Below are 17,355 nucleotides of genomic sequence, written 5' to 3'. Positions count from 1 at the left end.
AGTCGTCGGATATCAACCGACGGCTGGTTATTTAGTTTATGTTGCGCCTCATGCTACGCCAAACGAGTTTAAAAACAACTCCCCAACCCAACCTATATGATTACCTTTTACAGCAGAGTTTTTTAAAAGACAGATGGTCCGATACGATGCAAACTCAAATTTTAATATGACATTAAAGTCACTTTTCTGTACAAAATTCCTACCTTTCACTATTATTTTAATTAGGCATCTAAAAAACCGCTTTGAAAGCGAAAGGGATGGGACTGTGACTGGATTAAAACAAGTACTCAGAAACAAGAATTATGTCAGGCTTTTCCTGGCAACGTTCGCCTCACAAATGGGAGGAATTATTGGGGTTACTGCATTCATGTTTTATTTGTTGAAACGGTTTACGAATCAGCCATACTATGCAACGCTTGCCGAATTAATGTATTCGCTCCCGATGCTGGCAGTATTTCTCATGGTTGGAGTGCTGGCAGATCGGATGGACCGACAAAAAATTGCTGTTAATTGTGACTGGATCAGCGCTTTTTTATCCTTATGCTTACTTATTTTTGTTTGGGTTGATTCGATTCCTTTGATATTTGCCTGCCTCTTCATCCGTAGTGCTGCCTCCAAATTTTTTTTCCCAGCTGAAAGTGCCATTATACAGGGAATATTAAACAAAGAGGATTACACCATTGCAGCAGGCCTCAATCAAATGATGGGGAGTCTATTCATGTTGTTTGGAGGAACTCTGGGGGCCGTCATTTATTGGCATTTTGGAATTACTGGAGCGATCCTCATTGATGCTGTTTCTTTTATTGTGTCTGCACTGCTCATTCGTTCCTGCAAAATTCCAAAGGAAGTACGCCTTCCGAACGGGGCACATCAATTTAAACAATTAAAAATCAAATTGGTCATGCACGACTTTAAACAAGGGTTTCTTTACATATTACGCAACAAACTATTGATTTGGTTGGTTTCAGGATTTTTTATGTTCGGTATTTTGAATGGTGGATTTAGCGTTTTACCGATGTTTATTCTTAAATATAAGCTAGCTCCAGGCAACTATGAGCAGTATATGGTATGGACAGGTATTATTTTTGGAGCTGGTGTGTTGCTTGGTACCTTAATCGCTTCTCTTATCTCCGCCAAGCTAAAGCTACACCAAATGATTGCTGCGGGAGTTCTGGTAGCCGGAATGGGTATGTGTACTCTTGGGTTTGTGAATCACCTCTATGTATTTATGATTATCAACTTTGTCATTGCACTCATACTTCCGTTCATTAATATTGGCATAGGAGGATGGCTGCCTTGTATTGTAGATCCTCAAATGATGGGACGTGTGCAAGGTTTAATTAATCCGCTAATGATGCTGTCCCAATCTCTTACATTGGGTTTCATTGCTGTAAGCTTTCCTTCATTTATTCCAATTGAAGTCTTATTTTTATTAGTCGGGGTCTGTACCGTTATTGTAGGAATATATTACACTATTGTGCTCCCCCGTTATGCTGATTACGGCACTTCTTCTAACGCCCTTCAGGAATCTTTATAGGCAGATTAAAAGAGTTCTAAGTTGAATTGCCACTTCTGTCTCCATATCCAGTGCAGAGGTGGCTTCATCATAGCTCCCCTCAAATGATCCACAAGCACGTACATTTTGGTAGATACAAAAAACGGAGATCATAGGAGCTAACCATGCAAAGCAAAAAAGTGTTAATACCCGCAGCATTACTTCTTTTAATACAGTTAAGCGTTCCTGTCAGTTGTACCTTTGCACAGAATAACCTTGTCATAGATCAAGAAACGAAAGAGAGAATCAAAGAACAATATGACTTGGAAGAACCTCTGTCACCTATATTAGAGCAGCAGCAAAACATTTTATTCGGAGGTGATTGGGGCTTTAGTCCTTCTGCCGATGCCGCGATGCTGGAATTGATCATATGGATTCGGAATCCGCTCATTTTCATCAGTCAACAACTGGTACATTCACTGAAATCATAAGCCGTTTTCTATTCGGTAAGTTCCATGATATAGAGCATAAGGGTCATTTATTTTGTAGTAAGTTGTCTGCCACTTGGGGTCACTTCATCCTTCTTATTGAAAAGGTTTAATTCAATGGGTCCCCTCCCATGTAGCCACAGCAGTTCATCGAATAAAAATGTCAGTCCATCCTTGGCGCGTAAGCGTTCGATGATCTCCGTGACAACTTGCATAACTTCCCCTTGTACACCCTCCTCCGCTCTCTCCGTCCAGGTAAAGATGCGTATGATATGATTGCTCCACCTTCTTCACATGGCGCAAACACAGTATGCCATTTTCGAGGTAAAAGAAATATTGATGGTCATAAAGAACCCCTTCGCATATCTCATACATATGAGGTGAATCATACGGCCCCTGAACCATGGATACCCGTTCCAATCCCATTACTGATTCTGTCATACATCCTCGCTTCATTCGTCTATTCATTTATCCAATGATATTAAAGACTAAAGAATTCATTAAAATATTTAAAACGTTGTTATGAGCATTACTACTTATTGTATTTGTGTTAATATCCCTTCTTCTACAGATGGTTTGTTCTAAACTAGGTGTCTGGACGATAATTTATTGCTAATTGTAAAACGTTTTGGTACGATAAGCATATTACTACAACGTTCACAAATAACATCCCAATAAACTAAATGCACACTACAGTGTTACTTTTATTGTTTTCAGTATATATTTGACAGCGTATATTGTCAATACTTCGATGTTATTTTTTAACACTATAGAATGCATTTAGCTGGAGGAAAATATGATAAAGATTCATCTTTCCCGTATTATGGGCGAAAAACGAGTAAATATTGCCGAGCTTTCCCGCATGACTGGATTACATAGAAACGGAATCACCAAACTTTACAACGAAGAAACAGACGGTGTGAAATTTGATACGCTAGATAAAATTTGTAAAGCTCTAGACTGCCATGTTCAAGATGTAATTGAGTATGTAGAGAATGATGCAGATTTGTAGAGTGGACTGGAACAAAAAGATATTGTTTCTATTACAGGGATTAATCGAAATACGGTTAAAGCTTTGGCCTCCAACGCAAACGCCCGGATTGACTTTCCAACCTTGAATACACTTTGTAGAACCCTTGGCGTACTCCCTGGTGAACTAATCGAATACTTGCCGGAAGACGACGAAGAGAGCCGTTAATTTGCTTACGGCTCTTTGTTCTTTACAAGCTAGATGAATGTGTACTTATAAATGCTAGATGCCCCCTGTTACAATTCCAAATACGAGCCACTACTTAGTAGGTTCATCGTCTATCCCTACCCTATTCAGTGGTTTTAGATGTAAACTCTCCACATATGATAAAATCATCTTCCATTTCAAAGATTCCCTCCTACTTCCCTATCTTATTTCGAAGCAAAATTCACGGTGACACCACCTGATACCAAAATCATTAATAGATCCATAAAATATTGCTGTGGTGAAAATCTATAGTACGTCTCTTTTTGATCCCACTCTTCCTCGTATCTTTCCAAAAAGTAATGCGCGTTTTGCCAATGGATCGTGAACGGTCTCATAGCTCCAAACCCTCCACAGAGACAGTCTGATATACTGTCCAAGCTAAATCCATAGTACCCTCCGGGTCCATTAATCGCTTCACCAAGTGCTATAAAAAATGTTGTAAAATCCAATATGTATTCGCCGTTTAAAGTGTAGACTTCTCCTCGTTTATCCAACCTGTGAGAATGATTAGACGCAGAATGTATCCTAGTCACGTTTAGCCACCCGGCCTGTTCTTCTTTAGAGAAGCCTTGCCATATATTATTTTCAAGCGGCTGAGTTCCCTTTAAATACTTCCATAATCTTAATTCCCCAGGGGAAGGCTTAGTTTCAAGTATACCCGTTAACTCCAGATTGAAGTTTCCTTTATTATAATCCAGTTTATGGATTATGTAGGATTCAGAAAGGTGATAATAATAGCTTCCAATCCCTTTTTCTTCATCATTTAAAATAGCAATGTACAAGTTGTATACAGATTGTTTTGTCTTCGTTATGTTTTCTATGAAGCCTTCATTAAATACAAATTGTTCAAAAATCACCTTTTCATACGTTTCAACGATGATATCACCCGTTAAGCCAACCACATCTCTACAATAGCCAACTGTAAGCCCACTTTCATCGTCAATGACAGCAAATCTATATTTCATATCACACCTCTTTTTGTCTAAATTTCCTTAAAATAAAAGTGGGCTATAGATTATATCTTGGAGTTAATCCATAAACAATTCCCCTCATTACAAAAAGACGAAAAGAATCCTTAAAGTAAAAATATTTTAATCGCTGTATAATTAAACCCTTCACTTTATCCATTGATTTTATATAAACAAAATGTTATATTGTCTACAAAATAAACAAAATTTAATCGAGGTGTTTATTAAAATGGATCATTCCGAGCTATTTTGGAATGCTGGAGTTGAGGAACTGAAGCGTGGATATATCCGTCAGGGGGAGCAGGTGGTTTGTCTACTGGACGGACAGCGCTACGAACAGGGAATCATATATCAGGATCGAGGGGTATTTTATGACGCGGAGCGGTATATGCGTCTTCATATTGAGCGGACGTACGGTTCGGTCTTTGACTATTTGATCGGCCTGGACAAAAAGCTGACTGGACTGACGGATCATCAGAATGGATTGCTCCAGTTATTTTATCAAGGCATGGGCGATGCGGATATTCAAAAGGAAACCGGAATCGGCAGCGCATCTACCATACGCAATCATCGCTTTGGTCTCAAAGAAAAGGAACGTCAGGCCAAGGTATTTCTCACCTTAATGGAGCTGTTAAAGGAGAAAGACCGTCACGCTCCCACTATCGTCGAAGTACCGGTACGGGCACGGATGATGGATGAACGCTACAACATTACCGAAGACGAAAGACAAAAGGTTTTGGCAAAGTATTTTCCAGATGGTACACAGGGTCGCCTGAAAACCTTCAAAATGCAGGAAAAGCATAAATTGATTGTACTGCGTGAAATTGCGGGACGTTTTGAGATAGGACGGACGTATCATGAGAAGGATATTAATGCTATTTTACAGGAAGTGTATGACGATTATGTCACGTTACGAAGATATATGATTGAATATAGTCTACTGGATCGCAAGCCGGATGGCAGTGAATATAGGTTGAAGGAATCTTGAGGCGCGATACTTGAAAACGAAGGAGAACTCAACATGAATCGAAGAAAAGAACTGGTGCAGCAGTATATGGAGATCAAGACAGAGGCCGGAATCTACTGCATTCGCAATACACACAACGGGAAAATTTTTGTCGCTGGCACACCAAATTTAAAATCACTGAACGGTCGTCGGTTTGAACTACAAATGGGAACTTGTCAGAACCAACAACTGCAACAGGAATGGAATGAATATGGCGAAGAAGCATTTGAGTTTGAGGTGTTGGAGCTTTTGAAGAAAAAAGATTCGGAATTCTTCGATGTCAAGGATGCACTGGCCAAGCTGGAGCAGACCTGGCTTGATCGGCTTCAGCCTTACGGAGAAAAAGGATATTTGTAAAATTACCAATACGTACAAGTGCCCTTCTTGGGTAAACCACTTTTGAGCAATAACCGTCTGGAGCCTTCGTTATCTGGATCAATGAAGGCTTCGATACGGTGAACCTGCGGCAAATGAAATCCATAATGAATCACTGCCTTCATCGCTTCTGACATCAGGCACTGTCGCCAGTATTCGGATGCCGGCTGAAGATACTAATTCATCAGCCACCAGCCGATTCCGACCATCACCCCATTGATTAAAAATAATAAAATACATGCCTTCCACTTATTTATTCCACTTATTTGAAAAAATCCACTCACCGTACTACGACACATATACACCGTAAACAGCAAATTCCACACAATACGCATACCGTACTTTACGTAATATAGGGCAGGACTTAGATGCACGCCCCCCAACATTGGAGGTACATCCAGAATAAACAAGATCGCACACGCATAACGCATCGTTTCATATGTAAAATAAAATACAGCCAGCCACCAGGCCCACTTCTTACCAAATAACATGCCGACACCGGCAGTTGCCCCTGACAAACCGAGCAAAGCGATGAACCCTTGAAACATCCCCCTGCAAATTCCCAACAACGTAGAAGCCTCATTCAACGCATTAAGTGTCAACAGCTGTGTCACCAGCAGAAGAGCTCCATTAAAAATCAGTAAAATGGCTGCAATACTTACACCCAAAGGCCGTTCAAGAACCATGTTCGTTACATAATCCTCTACTTCTTTTTTCGTATACAGATCCGACACTTCTTCTACTCTCCTAACCCAATCATATACTTCCCCATTTATGGACGAATACAATAACAGTGTGTTTTCGCCTCATTCAGATATATCGGCATTTAGGAATATATGGTTTAGATCGTTAATAGAATCCCAAATAGAGTAATATCAATCCTTATAATACCATTCCAAGATGAACTCTGACAAATATATATTATGAATGTAATCGTGTTATTTTCGTGGCTTCATAACCTTTAGATGACTGGATATGCTCTACTCGATAACCAGCCTGGATATCCAAAAGCTTTTCCATAAAAGGAAGGTACGGACTGTAAATAAAGCTTCCTCCCGGCCGGATTGCCCTAAGCAATTCCATATATTTGTGGGCGTATTCATGAATATTGCCGTCCGATTTCAAATGATGATGTATAAAATGATTGGAGAACGCCATATGAGAGATAATCGTTCCCCATGCGCCTTCCTTGAAGGTTGTCTCCAGCCAACCGATCTGTTCCATAAGCCTCGATGCCAAGCGAACGCAAATAGCCGACCAGCCGTGCCTCTGCTCCGCAGCCTACATCAAGAACAGGCTCCTGCAAACGAGCAATGTCCAATCCTAGCAGCTTTGCCTGCAATTCAGGCGTATATTCCTCACAAGGTGGCCCCATCAGGGCGTTCCCCTCATGCATATAAAACAAACTCCGATGCTGATTATAGAGTATTTGACCGTCAATGAGTCTGTTCAACTGGGCAACCGACATTAGCGTTTCCTCCCGTGGCTCAAGTTAAATGAAGTTCTTATTTGGCCAACGAATGCTCAAACTGCTCGCACAACTTGATGATATCCTCTACTCTCGCCAAGGACGTAAGCCAATGCTGCGGAATCTCCCCAAGCCCATAATAAATTCCCGCTAAGCGCGTCCCCAATACATAGATAGACCCAAATACCGTGCTTTATGTTACTCACGCCTGTCCTCTCCTGCTTCTGCTCGGAACGTTAAAGCCCTACCCTAGCCGGAACAGAGCCATCTTTGGGTAGGGCCGCTTATTTTCTAAGTATACCATGCGTATGGAAATAGCGTTTTATGGTGAAGTATTCGTCCGTACATAAGAGGATAAAGGGATATTCAGCTCACGGACACCCTGGGCTACCAGACGGGCTATTTGCTCCGCCCCGTACTCCTGAAAATGCGTATCGTCCTTCACCCCATCAGGGAACGCAGGGTAAACTCCCGGCTCCAGATGTAAAAATAACGGAATTGTCCCTTCCGGACCAAGCGTATTATAATATGCCACACTTAACTGGCATAGATCAACCAGTGCAACGCCTGTCTCGGATGCCGTTTCCTTCATGGCCTGCACGTATTCCGGAAAACTGATTCGATAGGAAGCACTTGCGGCGTCATAATCCCTGCGTCCAACAGGAGTTATCAGCACAGGTGTGGCCCCGCGCTGTGTCGCTCCCTGAATGTAGGTTTTCAAATAGACTTTATAATCCGCTGGGGAAACATAACGCTCTTGGTTGTTGATTGCCGCATCATTATGACCAAACTGAATAAGCAAATAATCACCCGGTCGGATGGTCCGCAAAATATCGTCCAGCCTTCCTTGTATAAGGAAAGTCTTCGTGCTTCGTCCACCAATAGAACGGTTCACAAAAGTCGTCTCGTCTGTAAAAAACGGCGCAAGCATCTGTCCCCAACCAGCCTGAGGCTTCATAGAGGCTTTATAGGTTTGGACCGTGGAATCCCCCGCAAGATATACGGAAGGATGCTCACTTTGCGTTCGAGTCTCTTTTGGCGTAATAACCAGCGCGTTAATCTTCGGATCATTTCCCGAGAAATACAATTCCAGCTGACCATCGATGAGAGCAAGCTCAAATGTGGCCTCGACAAATTGCCCTGCTGTTTTGGCGGTAGGCTCCACCTTGACGATGGACTCGGCCTTTACCGTAATATCTGTGCTTCCGTCTGTATCCCCGGCGATCAGGGAAAGTGTATAATCCGCAAGCGGCAAGTTGACAACAAAGGATGATCCCTGAACACGAACGAAATCCGAACGAATAGCGTCATTTCCACCACGATCCTTTTCTTTCACCTTGGAAAGATCGGTAAATCCATAGCCTCGTTCAGGCGTGTATGCATCATTGGCGGTGACCTGAGTGTAGCCCTCAGCTAAGCTTCCCGGGCCAAAGTCAAAACGAAGAGGCCCCGTGAGTTGTTTATCGGCCAATGCCTGCCCCGGAACAATTATGGTCGCAAGCACCAAGCTGAACCCTGCGCATAATCCAATCATTTTACCCAACAACCTGTGACGCTTTCCCTTTTGTCTCAAGCGCAACCCTCACTTCTCAGATTATTTGAATGACTCGTCATTGTCTATACGTGTAGTGATGCCTGCCAGCCTTCTATATCCTTGGTCCAACGCCCAGGATACCGCAATACCCACCGTGTACCGAACCAGATCGGCAGTCAGGAACCCTTTTCCCAACACCAGCCCGCCCAATGTCGTCGCCCGGATACTATTAATCCAGGGAGCCTGGTACATCTGACTGAACTCAATGGCGAAACAAAACAGCAAGCTGCCCCACAGCGCTACAGACAACCGACGATCCACCCACAACATCCTCAGTCCAAAGTAAATCATGCACGCCCACAAGCCATCCCCAAAATGATTGGCAACGAATTCAGGCAGCCGGGAGGAAAAGGTCCGGCTTCCCAAGCCCAACAGGATAGCGACCAGCACCGCAGCCAGATACACAGCTCGGGCCTTCCAGCGGAATTTCACACCTGTGTTCCGATTCTTCTTCCAGTCGACGTCGACGCTTTTACGAGTTCTTCTCATGCTAAATCACCTGACCTAACGCTGGAAAAGCTTCGCCAAGCTGCTGGAATCTCGTCGAGTATCCCCTGAGGTTAGCGCTTGCAAGAATGCTGATATTCCTGCTGATGTCATATTGTATGCACACTAACCTGTCTGTATTTTTCATGATCCAATTCATCATACGAGCCTCCACAATATCGTACAAATGCAATTCATCCACACTCTCCCGCATCGCTTCATTGACCATCGCCCCATCACCCCACTGTGGAGCGCGAATCGTCAACCGTTCTGTCTGGAATTGCTCCGGGAATAAGAATAAGATGGGGCTGGGCTGATCCGTCTTATTCTTACTCATGATGCTCCCTCCCCCATATTCCCCGAATAGCTGGCATGATCCAGCCAACCGATGATTTCGCGCAAACTGCCAATCCTGCAATCCGGTACAATGCCCGTTTCCTGCCACGGCATAAAGCCCTCCAGCCAGATTGTATGCAATCCTGCGCTTTGAGCACCGCGAATATCATTTGTCGGGTGATCGCCTACATACCAGACGTTGCCTGGGTCTGTTATCCCAAGCTCGTTTAACGCCAACTCAAATATGCGAGGATTTGGCTTCTCGACGTGGACGCCTCCCGAAACGATAATCGAATCAAAATAGTCCTTCAGCATCACACGGTTGATCTTTGCTTGCTGCGTGCGGAGAGAGCCATTGGTGATGATGCCAAGCTTCAAGCCCCGCGACCGCAGCTCGGATAGCACTTCCTTAGCTCCGTCCATCAGTACCGTAAACTTATGAAATTCACCATACCAAAAGCCCAGTATTTCCTGTACCGTCGTATCCGAATTTTTCAGTTCCAAATCTGCATGCAGCTCCGTATACAGCTCCCTTTTGTCACGGTATCCATCCTGATCCGCCAGGCGTATGTGCTCGACTATTGCTGCCCTGCTCGCCGGATCCTCCGCCACAATGAAGCGTTCCACAAAATGCTCCGTATATGCCGCAAACGCCTGTTTACGATGAATCAGCGTATTATCCAGATCAAAAATGACCGCTTCTATGGACATCCCGAACTCCCTTCTTCCGGTTCCTCATACCGATGAGTTGGAAACAAATTGAACAACTCCGATCCCCAAAAGCAAGAAAATAACGGAAAAGAAAATGATAAGCAATGTTTTCAGTATTCTTCCGGAAGTCGACCTGTGTTCCAGCTTCGCCTCGATCTGGGTCAGTCTGTCCTTGATGTCTTCCAGATCCTGCTCATTTTCGTAAATGTCCATGAGCTTTCCCAATTCAATACCAAAATCCACATAGGCGTTGGCTTTAGCTGTAACGATATGTCTGTCTCTCCCCCCATTCGGGAGTCCAGAATACATGTTGCTCCACATCGAAAATCATGCCTTCCAGCGGCCAGTTGTATCCTGGTATTCCATTCGAATCTATCTGTGTTGTCTCAGTTCCTTCCAAAAATATGTACTTCTTACTAGTGTAATCTAACAGGAAAGGAAATCCAAGACCCATTCGTATTGAGTTGCCGAATAAGCTTGGATTACATAAGTCCCTCTTGGGTCAGAAAATATAACTTCTATACTTGCTGTCCATTCACCTGAATATCCACAGCTACCTGCTGTCCCAGCCATTCCTGCATACGATTCCACGAAAAACACTGCTCCATGTGAAATACACCATGAGGAAGCTCAGAACGGTATAGCGCCAGCGCTGCAAAGACAGCTGCCTTGGCGGTTAAATCGGACTGATGATGTCCCCTTAGTTGGCATTCGACTTTCGTTTCCTTGCCATGGAGGGTTCCTCGCGCGTCTACCTTGACCGCCACGGCGTTCCCTCCCAGATGCAGCTTGCTAAAACTGCGAACCATTGCGCTACGCACGGATTGCTGTCGGAGTAAACCCGATATCCCTGTGGTCCGAAGCCCTGCCAGAAGCCGGGTAGTTAACCGGGAATCGAAGCAAAGACGTGTGCTGACCGTAGGAATTCCGAGCGTACGTGGAAGTGTATGCTGATCGGAAAAAGGAAAACGATATGCGCGATGGCGTCCCACACCTGCGCCGAAATCTGCCACTCGCCCGTCACTGAAGCTTTTTCGAATCACCGGGCGCCCCTGCTCCATAACCTCCAAATCCGTATGAATCTGATCCACTGTCCATTCAATGGCAGCCTGACCATGTTCGTCTCCCAAGCCCAGCATCAGAGAAATGTTCAACTCATCCGTCTGATCCATAAGCTGCGTCGCTTGCAGTGCCAACAGATTCGTCAGCCCCGGGGCCAATCCCACACTTAGCAGGGCAGTCGCCTGATAAGCTCGTGCCTCCTGATGGCACCGCTCCACCTGACTCAAGAAGGCTGCATTTGCGGTAATATCCATATAATGTACGCCATGCTGAAGGCAGGCACGTACCAGGTCTGTATTTTCCTGATCCAGACACATGATAACGATCTTGGCCTGCTTTAAAATCGACGGGGCTATCGGCTCATGAATATTAAGCTGTAAAGGCAGCACCTTGCCACCCGATTGCTTGCTAAATTCAGTGGCACGTTCCATACTGCGTCCTGCGGCAAACACCTTGCCGGGAAATATTTCACTTAGTTCCGTGCATAAAATTTTTCCGACATGACCATATCCGCCAATGATGATAATGCTATCCTTTGTCATGAGTAGCTTCTCCCCCTTTAACTGCAAACCACCCATTCACTAAAAAAGCGCCAAAATACCGGGTGATATGGGTAAAGCCTGCATCTACCAGCATTTCCTGTATTGCCGTATTGGACACCGGGTCTGACTCACGGCCAATGGAAGCAGCGAATCGCTCCCAATCCTCCAGGGGAATGCCCTGGTCCAGCATATGACTTTTCCACGCCTGCATTTGAATGGAAAAGGCAGACTCCTGTGGATTTCCATTGATGGAGGCCAGGCAAAAAGGCGCGCCCGGTTTGAGACGAGCAGATATCTGTTGTAGCAATGCCCGTTTACTCTCCAAGCTGTGAAGAAAATGAAGCACCAGCAGGCAGGTGGCAGCATCATAAATCGGCTCCGTGTGTGATGCTTCGGTCTGTTGTCCAGACTGCTCCTTAGGCTGTTCTTGGAGTTGTTCTCCGGGCAGCTCTTCCAACGTGCCTGTGACAAATGATATTTTTGACCTTATGCCCGCTTGCCCCACACGCTGACGTGCCAAATCCAGCATGCGTTCAGATGGATCAACTGCCGCAAAAGACCATGCCGCATGTTGTCCTCCGAGTGTAATCAGCTCCTGACCGCCGCCAGCACCGATAATCAGTACATTCGGATCTGCGGTCTGCGTGCTGGCCTGAGCTTCAAGCTGTGCGGTTAACAAGCGGTCCGTCATCTCATACAGATGAGCATATCCCGGTATTTTTAAAGCAATTGTGTCCGGGTACTTGCTTGCATTCGGATCGTTCCAGCTCATAGGCTGGTTAGGAATCGTATGTTCAGGGCCTGTATGACGGCTGTTGCTATATTCCATATATAGTTCCCTCCAAAATCGAACAGCTGGAAAAAGATGCGACTGGCCTTGCATTTAGCCTTGATCTTCCCCTAGCATTCGTATATTGTTGATTTAATCAAGAATCATTCTCAATTATAACGACTATACGTATATCCACCATCCCATAGATGTGGGATTTACTTCGATACAATGTTACGAAACTCCAGCTTTTCACGATGGGAGCAATGTATGAGCGCACAATATACACAATTTTCACAGCTAAAGGATGCTCGACAGCAAATCATTCGACTGGGAGAAAAAGCCCCTTCATCACAAGCATACAAACATGCGCTAATCGACCGCTTACGTACTCAGGTTTCGTTCGATGCGGCGTGTTGTACCTCGGTTGATCCGCATACGCTGCTTTCCACAGGGGCATTCACCGAATCAGGCGTGGATGACATTCATTACAAGCTGTTAGAGTACGAATATCTGCGCAATGATGTGATGAAATACGAGCTGTTGGTGCGGGAGGGGCAGTCCATAGCGTCTCTCAACGGAGCTACGCAAGGTGAACCGGGTCGGAGCGCACGCTACAGGGATGTTTTGCAGCCTGCCGGATTCGGGGATGAGCTACGTGTTCCATTAATGTACAAAGGGAGCTGTTGGGGATTTCTCACGTTGTTTCGCCTTCATACGGAGCCGGTATTCAGCGAGGAAGAGCAGCAGCTTCTTGAAGCCTTAGCACCGTCTATAGCCTACCATTTGCGTCAGGCCAGTGTGGGCTTATCTCCAGACTCCGCTATAATAATGGAAAATAATATGGAGCCAGGGGTTCTGGTGCTTTCTGGCAAGCTGGAGCCGATTTCCTCCAATCCAACGGCAGACCAGTGGCTCAAGTTGCTTCGGCAGCAGGAAGGCATTAACGAAAATAGCCTTCCCGCGCCCGTTCGGGCAGTATGCTTTCGCGCACTATCCACAGCCCTTCCGGGAGCTTTGACTACTTCCGCTTCACCAGCCAAACTATGTATACCCGCCGCAGACGCAGGAACCCCGTGGGCAACACTCAGAGCCACCCTTCTTCAAAGCGGGCAAAGTAAAGATGAAAAACAGCTTGCCGTATGGTTTGAGCCTGCTAAAGCATCTGAAATGCTGCCGCTCATGGCCGAGATGTTTGCATGGTCCGAGCGGGAAAGACAGCTTGTCCGGCTCATTGTTCAAGGCTTTTCGACCCGAGAGCTGGCAAACGCACTTCATATTTCAGCCTACACAGTGCAGGATCATCTGAAAGCGATTTTCTTGAAAACAGGTGTAAGCAGCCGCCGTGAGCTGGTATGGAAGGTATATTCCAGATTCAACTAATTTCTATCCACCTATTCCACCATAATACATGCCAAAGAGACAGATGACCCCATTAAGGATCATCTGTCTTTGCATGTTTGCTCTATTTGGACGCAAGAGCCTTATTGCTTCGAAGAGGTTTTCGTATCATCGTAGGACACAGGTGAAGGCTTCGCAATCCATTCGTCAGCCTCTGGCTCGATATCCACGCCGTTTTCCAGCTTGTTTTTCTCCATCAAGGAATCTCCGTCCTCGTTCTTCTTGTTGCGGATTTTCGCCTCGTCTTGAGTGTGGTCGCTCATGTTGATTCCTCCTTTTTGACTTCATCTGATTGATGTACCTTAATCAACATTCCCCATTGCCATCCTGTGCAAACCTCTACATAACAGTACAGCCTTATTGAAACACCTTATTTATCATCCACATTCCACTCTCTATAAAACTGCTCCAAATACATCTCCATCCATTGATGCCGGACAGCCGCCAGTTCTTTAGCATAAGCTGTATTCATTAAATCCTTGAGCTTTAACAGCTTTTCGTAAAAATGGTATATGGCACTTTTCCCCGCAGCACGATACTCATGCTGTGAAAAATCCTTGTCCGGGTGGTGCATCATGCTGCCTTTGGAGCCTGCATACATAAAAGTCCTCGCAATGCCAATCGCTCCAAGGGCATCCAGCCGATCTGCATCCTGCACAACCTGACCTTCCAACGTATCCATAGGTGGATTTTGTCCACCGTTGTAGGACATCGTACCGATAATATTCATCACATGCGTAATCACGCCCGGATCACTTACATGCAGACCCAGCCACTGCTCCACTTTGTCCAGTCCCGCTTGTTTGGAGTTGTTTAATTTTTCATCCGCTACATCATGCAGTAGCGCTGCCAGTTCACAAATAAACGTATCTGCGCCCTCTTGGGCAGCAATTACGAGAGACAGCTTTCTCACCCGGTCAATATGCCACCAATCGTGACCACTATGGTCATGCTCCAACTGCTGCTGTACAAAGGGTTCTGCCTTTTGAATAATATCTGCTAAAATAGCTTTCTGTTGCTCCGTTCGTTTCTCCATAAGTCACCTTCTGCTTTCAGAAGTTCTTTTGCGTTTTGCCTTTCCTATCTCTATCCTATTAAACTTATTGAGGTATCTTACTCCACGACACCAAGCTCGCGGTTTTTTTCCTTGAAGCGGCTGTTGTGGGAAGATACATAGGCCACTTTATCTGCTGCGGGATCAATGTACAGCTTGGCGCTATTCAGCGCAAGGGCAGCATCCGTGAACGTACCCGCAATCAGATACAGCTTGCTTCCGTACTCGACAAAATCGCCTGCACCGAAAACCCCCGGCAGATTCGTTTCCAGCTTTTCACTCACTCTGGCATGCCACTCACCCATATCCAGTCCCCAATCCCGAAGCGGGCCGAAGTCCGATTTCAGACCATGGTTTACAATGATCGCATCGACGTTCAGTACCTGTGCTTCACCCGTCTCTACATGACTGATCGTCACTTGTTCAATCGTCTCGCCATTATTACTATGTAGCTGGCTCACCGCGTAAGGTGTGAGGACATGCACCGAAGATTCTTTCATGCGGACTATATTTTTCTCATGACCGCCAAAATGCTCACGCCGATGGACTACCGTCACACTTGCAGCAATAGATTCCAGCTCATTCGCCCAATCCACAGCCGAGTCGCCTCCTCCGGAAATCAGGACATGCTTGCCTCGAAACGGCTCCAACTCTTGCACAGTATAATGCAAGTTTGTAACCTCATAGCGGTCAGCTCCTTCAATCTCCAGCTTGGCCATTTTGAGAATGCCATAGCCTACTGCCAGCACCACCGTACGTGTCCAATGCTGCTCCCCTGTCGCAGAGGTCAATAGGAAGGTGCCATCCTCTTGCCGATCCAAACCTGTGATCTGCTGTCCCAGCACAATCGTAGGCTCGAACGTCAGCGCCTGCTGCTCTAGCTGATCAATCAGCTTTTCACATAATATCGGCGTGACACCTCCAACATCCCAAATCATCTTCTCCGGGTAAATGCGCATCCGTCCGCCCAGTTCATGCTTGGCTTCGATCAGCTTGGTCTTCATATCTCTCATTCCGCTGTAAAATGCGGTATACATACCGGCAGGACCACCGCCGATTATCGTTACATCATATAATTCCAAGGACTCTGTCACTCTGCAACTCTCCCTACCTTAGCGTGATATGTCTGCTCCTATTATAAGTGATAATAATTATCAATATCAATTAAGAATTAAAAACATATCCGATTCGGAGGTTTTTGTGACCTTGGAACTACATTTTTATACGGTATATATGGCTGTTGTTTCTCTCATTTTCCTGAGGTATTCAGGGATTGCTGCACTATAGCACGTAACTCCTTCTCATTAAGTCCTGTCTGTACAAATTGAAAACAGCGATCTGCTAATCTCTGTGCGCGGTCTATGATCTGACCCAGATGATAACCGTATGCTCCACCACATGGTAAACATTGTACATATCTAGTTTCAATAAAGCACATAAGTCAGTCTGCCGTTATCCAGATTATTTGCTATGTTTCAGATGAATCAACAGGCTTCGTACTACTATTATTTTCGTGAAAAGGAAGCATAACCATGGTTTCAAAACGATAATCAGAAAGCGAAATATGAAAAAAGCCTTCATACTTTTCAACTATATGTTGGATATTAACTAGCCCTATGCCATGAAAATCAGAATCGTCTTCTACATGGGGCTTCTTAGGTATCTCCGTAGTCTTCAAGCAAGTATTCGTTACATGAATAAATAGCGAATGGGCGTCAGACCATATTTGCAAATAAATAGACCTCTCTTCCTTATCAGGAACCAGATCAACCGCTTCAATAGCATTGTCTAGAATATTGCCGATCACTACACACAAATCATAACGATCCAAGCGAATATCTTCACTGTTAATACGGATATCGTGTTTAAAGTTCATTCCTTTATCGTTAGCAATATTGAGCGCGTGACTAACCAAGGCATCAATGACAAGATTTCCCGTAGCAATCCGTAAACAAGCTGAATTTATATCTTCCAAAGTTGTATTAATATTTGTTATTGCTTCGTCGAATTGTTGCTCCATTATGCAAACCCGGATGTACACCAACTGTTTTTTAGTATCATGTATGATTCTTTTAATTCTATTAAATGAGTGTTTCGTTCTTACATAACTGTTACCCCACAATTCTATATGCTTTTGTAACTGGTGCTTTTCATTCTTCAATCTAACCATTTCAATCATTTTGTCGTATACAAAGATGATCATAATATCAATAGTTAGAATACCACAGCCTGATAGAACATAGAGTACATCGTTTTCTACTTGGTGAAATAAGGTATTTAAAATAAATAGACTTATTATGAAAATGAGTACAATGTTTAAATAGTAAACTATACTAACACGCCTGTTGATTAACCATAATAAG

Annotated in this window: 22 protein-coding genes and 2 pseudogenes; 7 read left to right on the top strand and 17 right to left on the bottom strand. The window is 44.7% G+C overall.

Going from position 1 to position 17,355, the window contains the following annotated elements; all coding sequences use genetic code 11:
* Window positions 1-265: 265 nt before the first annotated feature.
* Together ACIFO6_RS12265 and ACIFO6_RS12260 are read left to right on the top strand one after the other, a co-directional pair.
* Window positions 266-1,537: an MFS transporter gene (locus tag ACIFO6_RS12265; RefSeq protein WP_430041035.1), complete on the top strand. Its 1,272-nt coding sequence runs from the start codon at window positions 266-268 to the stop codon at window positions 1,535-1,537.
* Between the two features lie 143 nt (window positions 1,538-1,680).
* Window positions 1,681-1,986 (top strand): hypothetical protein, encoded by a 306-nt coding sequence (locus tag ACIFO6_RS12260; RefSeq protein ID WP_430040926.1) that lies wholly within the window; start codon window positions 1,681-1,683, stop codon window positions 1,984-1,986.
* A 47-nt stretch (window positions 1,987-2,033) separates the two neighbouring features.
* Here the strand turns inward: ACIFO6_RS12260 and ACIFO6_RS12255 are convergent.
* Window positions 2,034-2,424, bottom strand: a pseudogene (locus ACIFO6_RS12255) (hypothetical protein).
* A gap of 355 nt (window positions 2,425-2,779) precedes the next feature.
* Here ACIFO6_RS12255 and ACIFO6_RS12250 point away from each other — a divergent pair.
* Both ACIFO6_RS12250 and ACIFO6_RS12245 read left to right on the top strand, forming a co-directional pair.
* On the top strand, window positions 2,780-2,995 hold the full coding sequence (locus tag ACIFO6_RS12250) for a helix-turn-helix domain-containing protein (protein WP_404519989.1): 216 nt from the start codon (window positions 2,780-2,782) through the stop codon (window positions 2,993-2,995).
* A gap of 6 nt (window positions 2,996-3,001) precedes the next feature.
* Window positions 3,002-3,181 carry a helix-turn-helix domain-containing protein gene (locus ACIFO6_RS12245; RefSeq protein WP_430041034.1) on the top strand — a complete coding sequence of 60 codons (180 nt, stop codon included), beginning with the start codon at window positions 3,002-3,004 and terminating at the stop codon, window positions 3,179-3,181.
* Window positions 3,182-3,384: 203 nt separating this feature from the next.
* Here the strand turns inward: ACIFO6_RS12245 and ACIFO6_RS12240 are convergent, their stop codons facing one another.
* Entirely contained in the window at window positions 3,385-4,185 is an 801-nt protein-coding gene (locus ACIFO6_RS12240) for a barstar family protein (RefSeq protein ID WP_430040925.1), read from the bottom strand.
* 232 nt (window positions 4,186-4,417) lie between these two features.
* Between ACIFO6_RS12240 and ACIFO6_RS12235 the strand changes: the two genes are divergently transcribed.
* Together ACIFO6_RS12235 and ACIFO6_RS12230 are read left to right on the top strand one after the other, a co-directional pair.
* Window positions 4,418-5,176 (top strand): DUF2087 domain-containing protein, encoded by a 759-nt coding sequence (locus ACIFO6_RS12235; protein ID WP_430040924.1) that lies wholly within the window; start codon window positions 4,418-4,420, stop codon window positions 5,174-5,176.
* A 33-nt stretch (window positions 5,177-5,209) separates the two neighbouring features.
* Window positions 5,210-5,551: a GIY-YIG nuclease family protein gene (locus tag ACIFO6_RS12230; protein ID WP_430040923.1), complete on the top strand. Its 342-nt coding sequence runs from the start codon at window positions 5,210-5,212 to the stop codon at window positions 5,549-5,551.
* Between the two features lie 2 nt (window positions 5,552-5,553).
* On the opposite strand, the gene ACIFO6_RS12225 is transcribed toward ACIFO6_RS12230, so the two are convergent.
* From ACIFO6_RS12225 to ACIFO6_RS12175, 11 genes and pseudogenes are all read right to left on the bottom strand, one after another.
* Entirely contained in the window at window positions 5,554-5,706 is a 153-nt protein-coding gene (locus ACIFO6_RS12225) for a GNAT family N-acetyltransferase (protein ID WP_430040922.1), read from the bottom strand.
* A gap of 39 nt (window positions 5,707-5,745) precedes the next feature.
* A complete protein-coding gene (locus ACIFO6_RS12220) occupies window positions 5,746-6,303 on the bottom strand; it encodes a hypothetical protein (RefSeq protein WP_430040921.1) in 558 nt (185 codons plus the stop codon).
* Window positions 6,304-6,668: 365 nt separating this feature from the next.
* Window positions 6,669-7,037: a hypothetical protein gene (locus tag ACIFO6_RS12215; RefSeq protein WP_430040920.1), complete on the bottom strand. Its 369-nt coding sequence runs from the start codon at window positions 7,035-7,037 to the stop codon at window positions 6,669-6,671.
* A 56-nt stretch (window positions 7,038-7,093) separates the two neighbouring features.
* Window positions 7,094-7,243 carry a hypothetical protein gene (locus tag ACIFO6_RS12210; RefSeq protein WP_430040919.1) on the bottom strand — a complete coding sequence of 50 codons (150 nt, stop codon included), beginning with the start codon at window positions 7,241-7,243 and terminating at the stop codon, window positions 7,094-7,096.
* Window positions 7,244-7,359: 116 nt separating this feature from the next.
* The gene (locus ACIFO6_RS12205) at window positions 7,360-8,571 is read right to left on the bottom strand and encodes a rhamnogalacturonan acetylesterase (RefSeq protein ID WP_430041033.1); all 1,212 of its coding nucleotides are present in this window, start codon (window positions 8,569-8,571) and stop codon (window positions 7,360-7,362) included.
* Between the two features lie 60 nt (window positions 8,572-8,631).
* Window positions 8,632-9,120 (bottom strand): DUF2809 domain-containing protein, encoded by a 489-nt coding sequence (locus tag ACIFO6_RS12200; RefSeq protein ID WP_430040918.1) that lies wholly within the window; start codon window positions 9,118-9,120, stop codon window positions 8,632-8,634.
* A gap of 187 nt (window positions 9,121-9,307) precedes the next feature.
* Window positions 9,308-9,454, bottom strand: a pseudogene (locus ACIFO6_RS12195) (GNAT family N-acetyltransferase); the annotation flags it as partial.
* A complete protein-coding gene (locus ACIFO6_RS12190) occupies window positions 9,451-10,164 on the bottom strand; it encodes an HAD family hydrolase (RefSeq protein ID WP_430040917.1) in 714 nt (237 codons plus the stop codon). The gene ACIFO6_RS12190 and the pseudogene ACIFO6_RS12195, both read right to left, overlap by 4 nt.
* 24 nt (window positions 10,165-10,188) lie before the next feature.
* Window positions 10,189-10,485, bottom strand: a complete 297-nt coding sequence (locus ACIFO6_RS12185; protein WP_430040916.1) for a hypothetical protein — start codon at window positions 10,483-10,485, stop codon at window positions 10,189-10,191.
* Between the two features lie 197 nt (window positions 10,486-10,682).
* A complete protein-coding gene (locus ACIFO6_RS12180) occupies window positions 10,683-11,768 on the bottom strand; it encodes a saccharopine dehydrogenase family protein (protein ID WP_430040915.1) in 1,086 nt (361 codons plus the stop codon).
* Window positions 11,755-12,597, bottom strand: a complete 843-nt coding sequence (locus ACIFO6_RS12175) for a class I SAM-dependent methyltransferase (protein WP_430040914.1) — start codon at window positions 12,595-12,597, stop codon at window positions 11,755-11,757. Before ACIFO6_RS12175 ends, ACIFO6_RS12180 begins: the two co-directional genes overlap by 14 nt.
* Before the next feature lie 210 nt (window positions 12,598-12,807).
* Here ACIFO6_RS12175 and ACIFO6_RS12170 point away from each other — a divergent pair, with 210 nt between their 5' ends.
* Window positions 12,808-13,920 carry a LuxR C-terminal-related transcriptional regulator gene (locus tag ACIFO6_RS12170; protein WP_430040913.1) on the top strand — a complete coding sequence of 371 codons (1,113 nt, stop codon included), beginning with the start codon at window positions 12,808-12,810 and terminating at the stop codon, window positions 13,918-13,920.
* 101 nt (window positions 13,921-14,021) lie between these two features.
* Here ACIFO6_RS12170 and ACIFO6_RS12165 read toward each other — a convergent pair whose 3' ends face one another.
* The 4 genes from ACIFO6_RS12165 to ACIFO6_RS12150 form a co-directional block, all read right to left on the bottom strand.
* Entirely contained in the window at window positions 14,022-14,201 is a 180-nt protein-coding gene (locus tag ACIFO6_RS12165) for a hypothetical protein (protein WP_014280513.1), read from the bottom strand.
* Window positions 14,202-14,308: 107 nt separating this feature from the next.
* The gene (locus ACIFO6_RS12160) at window positions 14,309-14,974 is read right to left on the bottom strand and encodes an HD domain-containing protein (RefSeq protein WP_430040912.1); all 666 of its coding nucleotides are present in this window, start codon (window positions 14,972-14,974) and stop codon (window positions 14,309-14,311) included.
* Window positions 14,975-15,051: 77 nt separating this feature from the next.
* Window positions 15,052-16,086: an NAD(P)/FAD-dependent oxidoreductase gene (locus ACIFO6_RS12155; protein WP_430040911.1), complete on the bottom strand. Its 1,035-nt coding sequence runs from the start codon at window positions 16,084-16,086 to the stop codon at window positions 15,052-15,054.
* Between the two features lie 374 nt (window positions 16,087-16,460).
* A partial coding sequence (locus tag ACIFO6_RS12150; protein WP_430040910.1) for an ATP-binding protein occupies window positions 16,461-17,355 on the bottom strand: 895 nt, incomplete at its 5' end.

Origin of the sequence: Paenibacillus sp. NRS-1781, assembly GCF_050467745.1 — a bacterium.
GTDB classification, from domain to species: domain Bacteria; phylum Bacillota; class Bacilli; order Paenibacillales; family Paenibacillaceae; genus Paenibacillus; species Paenibacillus terrae_A.
Note: the sequence above shows the minus strand (reverse complement) of the source record. Positions and strands in the feature narration are given on the sequence as shown.

What these genes read in the sequence shown, in the direction of transcription:
- ACIFO6_RS12175 (WP_430040914.1), bottom strand. Translation starts at nt 12,597, where the DNA reads ATGGAATATAGCAACAGCCGTCATACAGGCCCTGAACATACGATTCCT.
- ACIFO6_RS12250 (WP_404519989.1), top strand. Translation starts at nt 2,780, where the DNA reads ATGATAAAGATTCATCTTTCCCGTATTATGGGCGAAAAACGAGTAAAT.
- ACIFO6_RS12225 (WP_430040922.1), bottom strand. Translation starts at nt 5,706, where the DNA reads ATGTCAGAAGCGATGAAGGCAGTGATTCATTATGGATTTCATTTGCCG.
- ACIFO6_RS12165 (WP_014280513.1), bottom strand. Translation starts at nt 14,201, where the DNA reads ATGAGCGACCACACTCAAGACGAGGCGAAAATCCGCAACAAGAAGAAC.
- ACIFO6_RS12160 (WP_430040912.1), bottom strand. Translation starts at nt 14,974, where the DNA reads ATGGAGAAACGAACGGAGCAACAGAAAGCTATTTTAGCAGATATTATT.
- ACIFO6_RS12185 (WP_430040916.1), bottom strand. Translation starts at nt 10,485, where the DNA reads ATGTGGAGCAACATGTATTCTGGACTCCCGAATGGGGGGAGAGACAGA.
- ACIFO6_RS12230 (WP_430040923.1), top strand. Translation starts at nt 5,210, where the DNA reads ATGAATCGAAGAAAAGAACTGGTGCAGCAGTATATGGAGATCAAGACA.
- ACIFO6_RS12235 (WP_430040924.1), top strand. Translation starts at nt 4,418, where the DNA reads ATGGATCATTCCGAGCTATTTTGGAATGCTGGAGTTGAGGAACTGAAG.
- ACIFO6_RS12205 (WP_430041033.1), bottom strand. Translation starts at nt 8,571, where the DNA reads ATGATTGGATTATGCGCAGGGTTCAGCTTGGTGCTTGCGACCATAATT.
- ACIFO6_RS12200 (WP_430040918.1), bottom strand. Translation starts at nt 9,120, where the DNA reads ATGAGAAGAACTCGTAAAAGCGTCGACGTCGACTGGAAGAAGAATCGG.
- ACIFO6_RS12215 (WP_430040920.1), bottom strand. Translation starts at nt 7,037, where the DNA reads ATGTCGGTTGCCCAGTTGAACAGACTCATTGACGGTCAAATACTCTAT.
- ACIFO6_RS12180 (WP_430040915.1), bottom strand. Translation starts at nt 11,768, where the DNA reads ATGACAAAGGATAGCATTATCATCATTGGCGGATATGGTCATGTCGGA.
- ACIFO6_RS12240 (WP_430040925.1), bottom strand. Translation starts at nt 4,185, where the DNA reads ATGAAATATAGATTTGCTGTCATTGACGATGAAAGTGGGCTTACAGTT.
- ACIFO6_RS12260 (WP_430040926.1), top strand. Translation starts at nt 1,681, where the DNA reads ATGCAAAGCAAAAAAGTGTTAATACCCGCAGCATTACTTCTTTTAATA.
- ACIFO6_RS12170 (WP_430040913.1), top strand. Translation starts at nt 12,808, where the DNA reads ATGAGCGCACAATATACACAATTTTCACAGCTAAAGGATGCTCGACAG.
- ACIFO6_RS12190 (WP_430040917.1), bottom strand. Translation starts at nt 10,164, where the DNA reads ATGTCCATAGAAGCGGTCATTTTTGATCTGGATAATACGCTGATTCAT.